General features: G+C 62.0%; 16 protein-coding genes and 1 pseudogene. 9 read left to right on the top strand and 8 right to left on the bottom strand.

The features are described 5' to 3' along the window. Positions 1–263: 263 nt before the first annotated feature. The 4 genes from QDY28_RS24205 to traA are packed head-to-tail and all read right to left on the bottom strand — an operon-like array spanning position 264 to position 5,915. Entirely contained in the window at positions 264–872 is a 609-nt protein-coding gene (locus tag QDY28_RS24205; RefSeq protein ID WP_004119835.1) for a TraH family protein, read from the bottom strand. A 15-nt stretch (positions 873–887) separates the two neighbouring features. Further along, on the bottom strand, positions 888–2,051 hold the full coding sequence (locus QDY28_RS24210) for a conjugal transfer protein TraB (protein WP_004119833.1): 1,164 nt from the start codon (positions 2,049–2,051) through the stop codon (positions 888–890). Continuing rightward, positions 2,041–2,607, bottom strand: coding sequence for a conjugative transfer signal peptidase TraF (gene traF, locus QDY28_RS24215; protein WP_004119831.1), 567 nt, complete (start codon positions 2,605–2,607; stop codon positions 2,041–2,043). The genes QDY28_RS24210 and traF overlap by 11 nt, the downstream gene beginning before the upstream one ends. After that, positions 2,604–5,915 carry a Ti-type conjugative transfer relaxase TraA gene (gene traA / locus QDY28_RS24220; protein ID WP_065091806.1) on the bottom strand — a complete coding sequence of 1,104 codons (3,312 nt, stop codon included), beginning with the start codon at positions 5,913–5,915 and terminating at the stop codon, positions 2,604–2,606. The genes traF and traA overlap by 4 nt, the downstream gene beginning before the upstream one ends. 256 nt (positions 5,916–6,171) lie before the next feature. Between traA and traC the strand changes: the two genes are divergently transcribed. The 4 genes from traC to QDY28_RS24240 all read left to right on the top strand — a co-directional run bounded on the left by traC (position 6,172) and on the right by QDY28_RS24240 (position 9,468). Beyond that, on the top strand, positions 6,172–6,468 hold the full coding sequence (gene traC / locus QDY28_RS24225; protein WP_004119828.1) for a conjugal transfer protein TraC: 297 nt from the start codon (positions 6,172–6,174) through the stop codon (positions 6,466–6,468). Between the two features lie 4 nt (positions 6,469–6,472). Then, a complete protein-coding gene (traD, locus tag QDY28_RS24230) occupies positions 6,473–6,688 on the top strand; it encodes a type IV conjugative transfer system coupling protein TraD (RefSeq protein WP_004119826.1) in 216 nt (71 codons plus the stop codon). Further along, positions 6,681–8,657, top strand: coding sequence for a Ti-type conjugative transfer system protein TraG (traG, locus tag QDY28_RS24235; RefSeq protein WP_004119814.1), 1,977 nt, complete (start codon positions 6,681–6,683; stop codon positions 8,655–8,657). Before traD ends, traG begins: the two co-directional genes overlap by 8 nt. A gap of 232 nt (positions 8,658–8,889) precedes the next feature. Next, positions 8,890–9,468, top strand: a complete 579-nt coding sequence (locus QDY28_RS24240) for a thermonuclease family protein (RefSeq protein ID WP_004119813.1) — start codon at positions 8,890–8,892, stop codon at positions 9,466–9,468. A 149-nt stretch (positions 9,469–9,617) separates the two neighbouring features. Here the strand turns inward: QDY28_RS24240 and QDY28_RS24245 are convergent, their stop codons facing one another. Then, positions 9,618–9,794 (bottom strand): hypothetical protein, encoded by a 177-nt coding sequence (locus QDY28_RS24245; protein ID WP_015342042.1) that lies wholly within the window; start codon positions 9,792–9,794, stop codon positions 9,618–9,620. A 361-nt stretch (positions 9,795–10,155) separates the two neighbouring features. On the opposite strand from QDY28_RS24245, the gene QDY28_RS24250 reads away from it, so the two are divergent. Further along, complete coding sequence (locus QDY28_RS24250) at positions 10,156–10,413, top strand: WGR domain-containing protein (RefSeq protein WP_004119812.1); 258 nt, start codon at positions 10,156–10,158, stop codon at positions 10,411–10,413. 22 nt (positions 10,414–10,435) lie between these two features. Here QDY28_RS24250 and QDY28_RS24255 read toward each other — a convergent pair whose 3' ends face one another. Then, the gene (locus tag QDY28_RS24255) at positions 10,436–10,735 is read right to left on the bottom strand and encodes a hypothetical protein (protein WP_004119811.1); all 300 of its coding nucleotides are present in this window, start codon (positions 10,733–10,735) and stop codon (positions 10,436–10,438) included. A gap of 179 nt (positions 10,736–10,914) precedes the next feature. Between QDY28_RS24255 and QDY28_RS24260 the strand changes: the two genes are divergently transcribed. The 3 genes from QDY28_RS24260 to QDY28_RS24270 all read left to right on the top strand — a co-directional run bounded on the left by QDY28_RS24260 (position 10,915) and on the right by QDY28_RS24270 (position 12,149). Beyond that, the gene (locus QDY28_RS24260) at positions 10,915–11,157 is read left to right on the top strand and encodes a hypothetical protein (protein ID WP_004119810.1); all 243 of its coding nucleotides are present in this window, start codon (positions 10,915–10,917) and stop codon (positions 11,155–11,157) included. Next, entirely contained in the window at positions 11,138–11,749 is a 612-nt protein-coding gene (locus tag QDY28_RS24265) for a zeta toxin family protein (RefSeq protein WP_028755140.1), read from the top strand. Before QDY28_RS24260 ends, QDY28_RS24265 begins: the two co-directional genes overlap by 20 nt. A 121-nt stretch (positions 11,750–11,870) precedes the next feature. Continuing rightward, positions 11,871–12,149 (top strand): HU family DNA-binding protein, encoded by a 279-nt coding sequence (locus QDY28_RS24270; protein ID WP_065091807.1) that lies wholly within the window; start codon positions 11,871–11,873, stop codon positions 12,147–12,149. 75 nt (positions 12,150–12,224) lie between these two features. Here the strand turns inward: QDY28_RS24270 and QDY28_RS24275 are convergent. Continuing rightward, positions 12,225–12,392, bottom strand: a pseudogene (locus tag QDY28_RS24275) (DUF736 domain-containing protein); the annotation flags it as partial. A gap of 162 nt (positions 12,393–12,554) precedes the next feature. Then, positions 12,555–12,854: a DUF736 domain-containing protein gene (locus QDY28_RS24280; RefSeq protein ID WP_058328783.1), complete on the bottom strand. Its 300-nt coding sequence runs from the start codon at positions 12,852–12,854 to the stop codon at positions 12,555–12,557. A 97-nt stretch (positions 12,855–12,951) separates the two neighbouring features. Here QDY28_RS24280 and QDY28_RS24285 point away from each other — a divergent pair. Continuing rightward, on the top strand, positions 12,952–13,181 hold a 230-nt coding region (locus tag QDY28_RS24285), incomplete at its 3' end, for a hypothetical protein (RefSeq protein WP_285170488.1).

Below are 13,181 nucleotides of genomic sequence, written 5' to 3' on the forward strand. Positions count from 1 at the left end.
CGGGTACAGGGCTGGGAACCGAAAACAAGGCAAACAAGGACGCAATGCTCAGCGCGTCCTCAACCCCGAATGTCCGACAGGCTCTGGAGGAATTGCTATGCGGCCATAAAAGGTCATGCCATCCGGCGAACGTTCCGCGGTACCCTTTTTCGCCTGTGGCGTTGGCACTTTGGAATTGCCCTTCAACTTTTCGACGAGGATGATTATGCATGCCGGGGATGTTCCATCCGTCGCGCCGTTTCCGACGTAAGAAACTCGAGTGCTTATTTGCCTCCGATCCTCGAAAGATCGATCCGAATTCCGGCTTGGCCAATAACCTCATTCACCTTCGTCCGCATCTCGGGAGTGGTCGCGGTGGCTGGCGGTTCATCGACGGACCGCGCTTCGCTTTGCCGAGGCAATTCGATGGAGGCTCCTGGATCCTGCGCTTGAAACACACCGACGCCCTCGAACTCGCCGGCTTTCCACGCATAGAGCGCATCCTCGAAAATCTGGCGGAAGACGTCATCGCTCTTCGGATCGCCGTACCATTTGGCAACAATGCGCAGGACCTTGGCGAACATCGCCGTTCCCTTGCGCAGGTTCTGGCAAGCATCGACCAAATCCGTTTTGAGATCGGCCAGGTCCTTGACGCCCACACCGGCTGGAAACTGCGTCAGACCGACACGAACGACAGCGTTGCCGGCATATTGGCGCACGATGTCCATCGCCTCGTCGGGTGATCTGGCCTTGGGCACCAGGATCAACCGCCCTCCCGAGCGCACGGTCACCGCAAGGGGATCGGCAGAGCCCGCCGCCGCGACGAACTGCTCGACGATCGCGGGTTTCAGTGAAGGGTCGGCGCAGTCTTTGATAAGGGCGGCGTCGAGCATGGGACCTCCTCGGCATCAGGTGTTGAAAGAAAAAACGACTGGCCTGGAAAACAGCTTTGCCCAGGCGGCGGTGCTGGCGCGCTGGATGGCGACAATGGACGTGCCTTTGGTCCACCAGCCGTTGCCGACCGCAACGATCACGTCCGGACTGCCGAGCATCGATTGCAAGACCGGCCAGACGAGCAGTTGCTCGTAGCAGATCAGCACCGCCACCCGCCCGGAGCCGAGCGCGACGACAGGATTTGCAAAGATGTGCGCTTGCGCTCCGGCGTTGCCGCCGAAGAGCGGCTGCCAGGGCTGCCACATCGAGCCCGGAACCGGCATCCGTTCCCGGTAGAGGATCCGACTGCTATCTGCGGAGATTGCAACCACCACATTGTCGTATCCGGCCGCGTTAACGACTGCCGCGCCCGCGAGAACGGTCGTGTCATGCCCTGATAGCGCGCGGATCCAAAGCCGTTCGACCGTCGGCGTCCAGAAGCCCAACGTACTTTCAGGAAGGATGACGGTTCGAACACCGTCGGTCCCTCGTTCAAGCACCGTTGCAATTAGATCACGGTGGCGGGCCATGCTGGTGTCCCGCCCGACCGACGCACCCAATTCGAGATCGACGCCCCGCCAGGCTTCCGGTAGCTTCGGGTCCGTCCACGAAGCGGCGGACCAAAGCCAGAAGCCTATAAGGCCCATGGCGACAGTTGGGCAGAGGCGGGAAACGAGGCCCGCCAAGCCGGCTGTCGTGACGGCCAGTCCCCACCATCCCCATCCCGGAAACAACACGCCTGCGGCCGTGATGGGATGCGCCCAGCCGGTAATGCCGAAAGGGGGAACCACCATCAGTACGGCCGCCAGGACGTAGCGGCCCGGACGAAGGCCAACCTCCTTCGTCCACAGGAGCGCATGCGCCGCGACAAAGCTGGCCGAGGCAGCCAGCCACAGCAGCAGGCCCGGCCAGATATCCGCAGCATAGAAGGTGGCCACGCCTTGCGGCAGGCCGCGCGACGCCGACAGGAAATATGCTGCGGAAACCAAGGTTGCCGTCTTTTTCGTTCTCGACAGCGACCAGAGGACGGGAAAGCCGAGCGCCACCGGCAACAACAGCACGTGGCCGCTCCATGCCACCGATCCGACGCCGACCGAGGCGATGATAAGCAGCGTTGGCCAAACCCAGTCATGGCGCATAGGTCAGCACCTCACGCGCCAGACCGAGAATGCCGGATGTCGGCACAGGCCCGAAATAACGGGAGTCGAACGAGCCGGCGAAGGCCGAATGCAGGAAGACCTCACCGCCCGGTACCACGCCGCCCGAAAACCGTGTCAGCGGCCGACCTTCTCCGTCTTTTTCGGCGACAGTGGAAGCACGAACCAGGCGCCCATCGACCGTCACCTCGTTGGCGATCTCGACGCGCTGGCCGGCGACCGCGACCACCGACTTGATGAGCGGCGCGAGATGACCGGGGCAAAGTCCGGAGCGGAGATAGCCGCGCGCCCTCGCTTCGTGCATGGCGGCTGTGTCCGGTGGGCAGATGAACACCAGGTCGTCCACACCAGGCGAACGGTCGAGCGGGACAATCTGCCAGAGGCCAAGTGGCTCGCTCGGCGTAAGATTGATGCGATAGCTGCCTAATAGACCGGCCAGTCCGATCACTGCGATGGCGGCAGCAGAAACCGATGAAGTGACGGCAGCTTGTTTTCGCTGCGCCATGGCTCGCTCGCGTGTTCGACCCGGACGCGTCATTTGAGCGAGAGTCCCTGGCTCTTCGTTTGCCGCAGCGTCTCGGCCTGCTTCAACGCCTCGGTCGTGCGCTCATGCGCGGAAAGTTGCTGCACCGTTCGCATCGTGCTCCAGGCCGATTGCACTTCCGCCTTCTGCCCGGCAGACATGCTCGAGGTCACCGACTGGAAGGTCTGACCTGTCATGTCTTTGGCGGCGAGCGGTAGGAAGGTGCGTTCCCCGAAACGTTCCGATACGGCTCTCGCAAAACCTTCGAGTTCGGCTTTCACCATTTTGTCGGCGAGCGCGTTTTCGAGTCCTGCGGGAAGGTCGTTGCGATCGATGGCGTCACGGACGCGTTCGAGCGTCTGCTTTGCCGCCGGCGACAGCGCCGGGATGTCGAGAGAGATCTTCATGCGGACGGCGCGCTCCTCGGCGTCATATTTGTGTTCCGCCTCCGTGCGCTGCCGCAGATAGCGTTCCAGGTTTCGGGCAAGCGCCGGCGCATTGGTGACGGCCCTCTCATGGGCCTGCTTGTCGGCGCGGCCGGCAAGGATCCCGGTCTTGCCTTTCAGCGCACCAAAGGTCTCCGGCTCGGAACCGATCTTGGTGATCGTCGATTTCGCCGCCGCTTCGTTTCTCAGCATCGCATCGACGTTGACAGCCTTGAACGCGTCTTCCGGCTGAGCGTAGACGAGATGGAAGCGCGCTGAGACTTCCTCCCATTGCTTCTTCAAGCCGGGGTCCGCTGCAAGCAGGTCCTCGACGACCTGTTCCAGCGATTTTGGGAACGTGGTGATGCCCGATACCATGGGTTTTGCCTCCTGCATGCTGTGCGATTGACTGGTCTTGGCCGCGCCGGCGGACAGACCAAGCCTGCGGGCGATTGCCGCCAGACGAGCGCCAAGCGCGGCGAGCTTCGACTTTTGCCGGACGGTCCATTCGATCCGGTCGCGAACGACAGTGCGTGCGACGTTAACGAGGTGAAGGCCACGGGCGTCGGCGAAGCGAAGGGCTTGGGCGTAGAAGCGGCCACTCGCATAATCGAGCGTCGTTTCCTTGGCTTGTCTGCGCGACAGGATCGGGATCAGGCCGCCTGCCTTGGCGAAAGATCGGCGGCCGTGGTAGAGACCGAAGTCCTCTCGGTGACGGGTCATGGCCACGTAAGTGAGATGGCGGTCGAGAGAGAGGGAAGCCAGCACCTTCACCCTATCGACGGTGGCACCCTGGCTCTTATGGATCGTGGTGGCATAGCCGTGATCGAGATTGGCGTAGAAGCGTTGTTCGACCGTGACCTGGCGGCGGTGTTCGCCGTCTCCGACTTCCGCGACAATACGCCCGGGCGTTGCGTCCACGACCTTCGCCAGCATACCGTTCTTGACGCCGAGCGAGCCCTCGTTCTTCAGGAACACGATCTGGTCGCCGGCCGCGAATTTTCGGTGCCCGTCTTCGGTCCGGAAGGCGAAACCGTCGGCGACGAGACCGCGTTCGACGAGCTTTGCGCGAGCCATGCCGTTGAGCATGCGCACGTCTCTTCGCAAGTGCGCAAGAATGAGGCTCGACCTTTGCGGATCGTAGTCGCGGTTCCAATCGGCAATCAGCGCCTGCACGGCATCGGCCTTGAGATCGGCTCCGCTGACGCGGCCCTGGGCGCGATAGGCTTCGACGGCTCTGCCGATATTGCCGCGGGCCAGATCGAGCGACGCCTCGCGCATCCACTGTTCACGCTGGCGGTAGATGTTTTCGAGTTCGCCATAGCCGATGCGGTCGGCAATGGCGCGGAAGGCAGCGCCGGCTTCGATCGGCTGGAGCTGTTCCGGATCTCCGACAAGCACGAGTTTGGCGCCGGCCTTGGTCGCCGCTTCGACAAACAGCGCCATCTGCCGCGACGACACCATGCCCGCTTCGTCGAGAACGAATACGGTTTTGTCGTCCAGCTGATTGCGGCCTTGGTTCCAGCGCAGTTCCCATGATGACAGCGTGCGGGAGAGAATGCCGGCTTCCTTCTCCAGGCCCTCGGCGGCCTTGCCCGCAAGCGCCCCGCCGACGACGCGATAACCGGCCGCTTCCCAGGCTTCGCGCGCCGCCTTCATCATCGTCGTCTTGCCGGCGCCTGCACGTCCGATCACCGCAGCGATGCGCTCGCCGCCGGTAACATGTGCGATCGCCGTCTTCTGCTCGTCCGCCAGGCGCAGGTGGCGGGCGAAGGTGGCTTCGCGCACAGCGTCCGCAACGCCGTGAGAAGAGCGTTGAGCCAGCCAGATCGCCCGGTTGGCCATCTCTGCTTCCAGCCGGACGAGGTCCCGCGTCGTGTATTTCGTCGGCACGCGTAGGCCGCCTGAAAACTCGATCCGCTCGCGTTCGAGCCGGAGCGTTTCGGGGCTCTGCAGGATCCTTGCCATCAGACTTTGGAAGAGGCCAGCGTCGTCTATGTAGCGGTGGAGGATCTTGGCAACGTCGCGTTCGTCGAAGACGCTCTTCTCCCGCGTGATCAGGTCGAGCACGAGCTCGGGACGGCGCTGAATGCGGCGGGCGTTTTCGGCCCGGCGCTCCTCCTGCAGCTCCAACCGCTCCAGCGAAGGGGCCCGCTCGGCTTCCGCCGACTTGCGCTCGATCGCCTTGGCGCCGACACCGAGGTGGATGGTTGGCGTCAGATTGATCCCCTGCTTCTCGAAGGAATGGCCGTCGACGCGGAGATCGAGGCCGGCGCGCGCCAGGTGCCGGTTCTGACAGGCGAACCAGCCGTCACGAAAGGCATTGAAATCGTCGAGGCTGCCGGCCCAGAGCTCGTAGACGATCTTGCCGGCATCGTTGCGCACTGGCTTGCCGCCAGGGCCGGTCACTGCAACCTTCTTGGCGCCGAACCCGTCTTCGGTCAGCGGCCGGAGCGTCGTCATCAGGTGCACATGCGGATTGCCGGGTGCATCGTGATAGACCCAGTCGGCGATCATGCCCTTCGACGTGATGTGACGCTCGATAAAATCCCGCACCAGTTCGATGTTCTGCTCGCTTGAGAGCTCCATCGGCAGCGCAACGGTCACATCCTTTGCAAGCTGGGCATCGACGCGTTTCTCGAAGATTTCGACACTGTTCCAGAACGCTTCCGACGCGCCGGAGACGGATCGGTCGGCAATCATCGTCCGCAGCCATGACGGCGCATCGGCAGGGATGACGAACTCCTCGTGCAGCAAGCCCTGCTTGCGGGTGTAGTCGATCGTGCGGGCCTCCCGCTCGTACTCCATCTTGGCGCAATGCCGATAGGCCGCCGACAGCACAGCGCTGCGGCCGGAGCCGCGGGCGACGATGCTGACGGAGAAATGAGGAACGGCCACGGCGGAATTCTCTCCCGATTCCGAGCAAAATCAACATGTTCGCCAGCGAGATCGGCTCCGCCAGGCGCTCTCAAAAGAACGTCGCGCCAGCGACGTATAATTGCGCCCTTCGGATGCCGCTCTTGTCGAGCGGCCGGGATCATCCACGAAAGCATCGCCCTTGGCGATTGTAGGATTCACAGTAGTGCGTTCCGCACCGACATCCGGAAGATGGGGTCCGAAAGACAAGCTTTCGCACCCAAGGAGACATCCGGACATGAAGAAACCATCCTCGAAAATCCGCGACGAAATCGCCAGGCTCCAGGAGCAATTGAAGCTCGCCGAGACCCGGGAGGCCGAGCGCATCGGCCGGATCGCGCTTAAAGCCGGGCTCGGTGAGATCGAGATCGACGAGGGTGAACTGCAGGCAGCATTCGAGGATCTGGCGAAACGCTTTCGCGGAGGCAAGGTCCGTTCGACCGGAGGGAAGGGGGCAAGCGGCGCAGGCGAGGGCAGCGCGCCCGCCGCGCAGAACCCGCCTGGTACGGCTGAGGGCAGGACTGGCGAGGCTTGAGCGGATGCGAAGATCCACGACATCAGATGCCCGCAAGAAGGACACGCGCGAAAAGATCGAGCTCGGCGGCCTGATCATCAAGGCGGGGCTGCGCTACGAGAAGCGCGCGCTGCTGCTCGGGCTCCTCATCGATGCCGCCGCGCGCCTGAAGGGAGACGCACAGGAGCGCTCACGGCTCGCCGCACTCGGTGCTGAAGCGTTCGGAGAGAGAGATGACTAGGATCCTGCTGTTCGTAGCGCCATGCGCGTTGATGATGCTGATGGCCATCGGCATGACCGGGACCGAACTGTGGCTATCCCACTTCGGCAAGAGCGATGCCGCCCGGCAGATGCTCGGCCGTGCCGGCATCGCTCTGCCCTATGTCGCCGCGTCCGTCGTCGGCATCATCTTTCTGTTTGCGAGCGCAGGCTCCGCGCGGATCAGGACGGCAGGATGGGGCGTTGTCACGGGCGCGACAGCGACGCTCGTCCTAGCGGTCCTGCGCGAGGCATCGAGGCTCTCCGCGTATCTCGAACAAGTCCCGGCCGGCAAAACCGTCTTCAACTATCTCGATCCCGCGACGGCGATCGGGGCTGCTGCCGTGCTGATGTCGGCGCTGTTCGGCATGCGTGTGGCGATTGCCGGCAACGCGACATTCGCGAGGGCCGAACCGAAGCGCATCGTTGGGAAACGGGCGCTGCACGGCGAGGCCGACTGGATGAAACTATCGCAAGCCGAAAAGCTGTTTGCCGAGAGCGGCGGCATCGTCATCGGCGAGCGCTACCGGGTCGACCGGGATAGCATCGCGGCACCATCGTTTCGCGCCGACAGCGCCGCGAGCTGGGGAGCGGGCGGCAAGTCGCCGCTGCTTTGCTTCGACGGCTCGTTCGGCTCGTCGCACGGCATCGTGTTCGCCGGATCCGGCGGCTTCAAGACGACATCGGTCACGATCCCGACGGCGCTCAAGTGGGGTGGCGCGCTCGTTGTCCTCGATCCTTCGAACGAGGTTGCGCCAATGGTGTTGAAGCACCGTGGCGACGCCAACCGCGACGTCTTCGTGCTCGATCCGAAACACTCGGAAATCGGCTTCAACGCGCTCGACTGGATCGGCCGGTTCGGGGGAACGAAAGAGGAGGATATCGCCTCCGTCGCATCGTGGATCATGAGCGACAGCGGTGGCGCGCGTGGGGTCCGTGACGACTTCTTCCGCGCCTCGGCCTTGCAGTTGCTGACGGCTCTCATTGCCGACGTTTGCCTCTCAGGCCATACGACGGAAAACGACCAGACACTCCGGCAAGTACGCAAGAACCTGTCCGAGCCAGAGCCCCAACTGCGCCAGCGGCTGCATGAAATCTACGACGATTCGAATTCGGATTTCGTCAAGGAGAATGTCGCAGCCTTCGTCAACATGACGCCGGAAACCTTCTCGGGCGTATATGCCAACGCGGTCAAGGAAACGCACTGGCTGTCCTATCCGAACTACGCCGCGCTGGTCTCGGGAACTTCCTTTTCGACGAGCGATCTGGCGGACGGAAAGACGGATGTCTTCATCAACATCGATCTCAAGACGCTGGAGACGCATGCGGGCCTGGCGCGCGTCATCATCGGCGCGTTTCTGAACGCGATCTACAACCGCAACGGAGAGATGCAGGGAAGGGCACTGTTCCTTCTCGATGAGGTGGCGCGCCTCGGCTACATGCGCATCCTGGAGACCGCGCGCGACGCCGGCCGTAAGTATGGAATCACGCTGACCATGATCTACCAGTCGATCGGCCAGATGCGCGAGACCTATGGCGGCCGCGATGCGGCGAGCAAATGGTTCGAGAGCGCAAGCTGGATTTCATTCGCCGCGATCAACGATCCCGAGACTGCCGACTACATCTCACGCCGCTGCGGCATGACGACCGTCGAGATCGATCAGGTCAGCCGCAGTGTCCAATCGAAAGGATCGTCGCGCACGCGGTCGAAGCAACTCGCCGCCAGGCCGCTGATCCAGCCGCACGAGGTGCTGCGCATGCGGGCCGACGAGCAGATCGTCTTCACCGCCGGAAACGCGCCGCTCAGATGCGGACGCGCGATCTGGTTTCGGCGTGACGATATGAAGGGGTGCGTGGGCGCGAGAGCGTTTTCGAAAGCAGCGAACCCCGCAGAGAATTCGCCCGATCGGCCGGCGCGCAGCGCAGCGAGCAAGGCCGATCGAGAACAATGAAGAGTATCGGAGAAATCAGCGTGGGCGTCCGCCGAAGGGCGGGATTTCTGGAATTCTCGTCGTGCAAGGAGCGGGAAAAAGCGCAGCCGCAGGAGCCTCAACATAGTGGCCCACACCGGGGAGGCGGGACCGACTGCGCCCGCTCCTAAACTCCATCTGAGGCCGGCTTGTTCGTAAAGACAGAAGAAACCGGGCTCGACGTAGATTGATGCGAACAGCAGAGGACAGGCACGTGGCGAAATCGAATGTGGTGCCGTTGAGACCGCGGCGCAAATCCGGCCGCGGGAGCGATCGATATCGGCCGCAGCGAAAATTCCGAACTGGACAGAACGGCCCGCGCAAGTCGCTGATGGCGGTCATCTCAGCCATCATCATTGGAGCAGGCGGATGGTTTGCCTTTGCCGGCGCCGGCGATCTTTCTGGCATCTTAGCTTTGGCCAAGGCGCCGACAACGGATACGTCGCAGGCCACGTTTTCGTTGTGCGGCGAGAGCGTGCGAATGAACTGCGTCGTCGATGGCGACACTTTCTGGTTTGGGGGAGAAAAAATCCGCATCGCTGACATCGACACGCCGGAGCTCAGCCCACCGCGCTGCGAGGCGGAACGGATCAAGGGCGAGGCAGCGAAAGCGCGCCTGCTGGCGCTTCTGAACGCCGGCAAGTTCTCGTTGTCAGTAGGCTTGCGGGACGAGGACAAGTATGGCCGAAAACTCCGGACCGTTACACGGGAAGGGCGCTCGCTCGGCGACCGCCTCATCGATGAAGGTCTTGCCCGGCGCTGGGACGGCGCAAGACATGGATGGTGCGGGTGAGGGGCTGCGAGAGGATCGCACCTGGATGGGCGGAGACCGTTTTCGGGCACCGTGAGCATCGCGAATAGAGCCGTGCGCCGCAGGCGTCTCGCCCAAGAACCGTCGGCTTTGCACGACCGAGGCCCGATATCCATCTGTTGATAGTCACGTTAGCGCGCTCGTGACCCGCGATAGTAAAAGCGCTCGACCAGCGCAGCACCCAGAACCGGCAGCAGCGCCAAGACCGCAAGCTGGAACATCCCATCAAGGCCGAAGAGAATGGACACAGCGACCGCGACGATGGCGCCCAACAATGCGCCGATGACATAGGGAAGATAGCCTTTCATGTGACATCCTCATGCTATTTTCGAAATTTATGATCTTCTCGGAGGTGAAATCCCGGCGAAGTGAGAAACCTGCGCCAGCGCACGCCTAAAAAAAGCGAAGCTCCCTGAAATTAAACCTCTATCATCTGATGTCGGCGGCAGTCGAAGACGCTCATTGTGCCAAGCCCAGCCTCGAAAGGAAATCCCGCGGAATTGGTTTAAGTTCCTTATCGATGGTCGCCATCCGCACGGACCGTCATCAGGCAAATTCGAGCAAGGCCATCGTGTCCGGTCGCAGGTCATCAGCGATATGAATCGATCCTTGCCGACCGATTCATAAGTCTCGTTGGACGCGATTCCCGGCATAGGCGATTCTTGTCTCATGATCGCGCAACCGTACCATCTTTATGTCGAACGCTCTGACGCCGCCAGAAACATGGCGCGCTACTACGCCATGTCGATCGAGCCCAACCTGTTCGGGGATGTCTGCCTGCTCCGGAAATGGGGCCGCATCGGCACGAAGGGTCAGATGATGGTCCACCATTTCGGGCGGGAAGAGGAAGCAGTCGAACTGTTTCTCGACCTGCTGCGGCAGAAACGAAAGCGCGGCTATCGTCCACGCACCTCCGTGCCAACATGAGAATGGCCCGCCGAAGCGGGCCTCATCGGCGCCTGTTCCAGTCGGTCTCGAAGGACATCTCGATCTCGACGAAGAACGGGATCTTGACGCCGAACATATTCCGGTTCCGTATCGCACCGAAAAAGCCGGCGGCAGGCTCGATGTCTGTCGTCGGCTTGCCTATCTGGCCAGTCGGCCCCGCCTCACGGTGGGGCGTTTCCGGCTCAGTCCCGGTTGGTGATGAAAATTTCGAAGCGCCGTTGCGGGTAGCGAGCGAGGCGCAGCCGGTCCGCGTCAGACGTGCCCCATCGAGGCGCCCCTGGAGCCACGAATAACCAGACAAAGGGACATGACAGTGGCGGCCCACGCCTGGTAGATTTCGCAATGCGATTCGGCTGCTTCGCCTTCAACGTGAAGCCGTTCGCTCTCATAGCAAGGCTCGCACACCCTCCAGTCAAAAGCCAACAGGCTCTTTTCGGGTGGGAAAATGATTGCTATATTTGCGGAAAGGTTGGAGCAGACATGGCCAAAGTCGTCGTCAAAAAATTTGGAAGTGCCAAAGTCGGCGTACGCGATACCGCGGTCACGCAGAAACGCGTGCGTGACGCAGGTACCGGGCAGTTTCTGACTGTTCGGACGATCGACGCGCAGAGCAAGACGCTCGGAAAAGATCTGAGCTACGTGTTCAGCAAGAATGTCGCCAAGGCGCGTCGCGAGAACAAGGCTGTAACTGGCGTCCTTGATCGTGCTCCCATCGAAGATTGAGCAGCCAGTCTTCCTGATCATCGCCGGGCCAAATGGCTCTGGGAAAAGCAGCGTGTACGAGAATGCCGACCTTGAAATGGAAGGTCGCTCAGTCTGGATCGTAAATCCGGATCTACTGGCTGCCAGAATCAGCAAAGTCGAGTCCAGACCGCCGCTGGAAGCCAACCTAACCGCGGTTCAACGGATCGAGTCTTGGCTTGAAGCGTCGATCAACGTCCACAAAACAATCGGCGTCGAAACAGTCCTGTCGACAGAGAAGTATCGACGTCTCGTGGTAGCGGCGAAGGCGCTCGGATTTGCGGTCTGGTTCTTATATGTCGTCGTCGATAGCCCCGAGCGCTCGATCGAGCGGATCAAGTTGCGCGTAGCCAAAGGCGGACATCCGGTACCCGACGAAAAAGTCCGCCAGCGGTACCAACGGTCCCTTGAGCAATTTCCCTGGTTTCTGGAACAAGCCGACAAGGCCTGGATCTGGGACAACAGCGGCGCAAAGCCGAAAACGATCGGCGAGAAGTCTGATGGGGTCATTGAACTCGACGTGCACGCTCTGGAGGTCGTTGCCAAAGCGGTTCGGTCCATCGCAACCGAATAAGGAGTCGTGATTCCGCACTTTCTGTGGAGAACCGTCGATTGTCTGGCCTCCAGATAGGTGTTTGCGTGACAGGCTGCGGCTCCGGTGGAAATGATTTCCTTCTTGAAACGAGGAGAAATCGATGACCACGACAAATGAAATCGCTGACAAGATCGCGTCAGACCACGGCCTGACGAAGGTGCAGGGAAAGGCGATCGTCGAAGCTGTATTTGCGGCGATCACGGCCGCTGCCACCTCCGGCGCCGAGACGTTCATTCCCGGCTTCGGGAAATTCAAGGTGAAGCATACCCCGGAGCGCGAAGGCCGCAATCCGTCGACCGGTGCGGCGATCAAGGTTGCTGCGGCAAGAAAGCTGGGCTTCCAGCCTGCCAAGGCTCTGAAGGACGCCTTGAACACGTAAGGGTTTGCGGACCGCTTTTGAGCCGGCCTTTAACCGAGAGATCGACGGCCCCGCTTTAGCGGGGCCGTCTGCGTGTCAGTCCCGGTTAGGGCGGGACCAGATCAGCTGGTAGCCCTCTTCGCCCTCGACCTCTGTGAGCGTCGCGTAGATCGGGGCAGGGAAGCTCGGATCGTCGAGCTTGACCGAGAGGTAGTCGCGGTCCTGCTCGGAGCGCTTCTGCCAGGCCGCGCCCAGCTCGACATTTTGCGGTGCACCGCAAAACGTCGATTATGCTGAGAGTGTGATTATGCGGAGTGCTGATCGCTGAAGGCTGGATTTCTCGACGATAGCGGCGGCTTCTGCTCCGCATAATTCCACTGGTGTGGAAGAGGCGCCCCGCCGTGAAGCGGAGCGCCGATGTGCTGGTCAGCGCGACCAGATGAGCTTGTGCTCGCCCTTGTCGCCCTGGACCAGGGAGGCGTAGACCGGGGCCGTGAAGGACGGATCGTCGAGCTTGAGCGAGAGGTATTCGGCGCCTGTTTCGCGGGCGGTGCGGGTCCAGCCTGCTCCGAACTCGACACCGCCTGCAGTGACGCGGAAGTCCGGGGCGCGGTCGTTATCGCGGTCGCAGGGCTTGATGGTGGCCTTGACGTTGAGGGTGAGGGTTTTGATGGTGCCTGCGTAGGTGCCGTTTTCGTCGCGGGTGAAGGTGCCGATCTGAGCCATTGTCTTATCTCCTGAGGTTGTCCGAAGCCACCCGATGCGGCCTCGATGGCGGTCGAGAGGCGACGGATTGGACGGAATGCATCTGCAGGACCGCAGCGTGAGCGTAGGACGGCGGCAGCCGAGCTTGTTGGCTCGCGAGGAATGGCCGCTTGCGGTCAGGGGAAGAAGGTCGGCGGAGCCGTTGCAGGCCAGGGCCGGTCCGGTGCCAGACCAGCCCAAAAGAGAGGCCCTATCGGGGGCTTTGCGCCGTCAGCAGAGAACGACGCGAATGATCGGTTGTCGCCTCATCGGCATGATCAACGGCGCCGCCGGCGCCATCACCTCTCC

It is taken from the genome of Rhizobium sp. BR 362, from assembly GCF_036528765.1.
Taxonomy (GTDB): domain Bacteria; phylum Pseudomonadota; class Alphaproteobacteria; order Rhizobiales; family Rhizobiaceae; genus Rhizobium.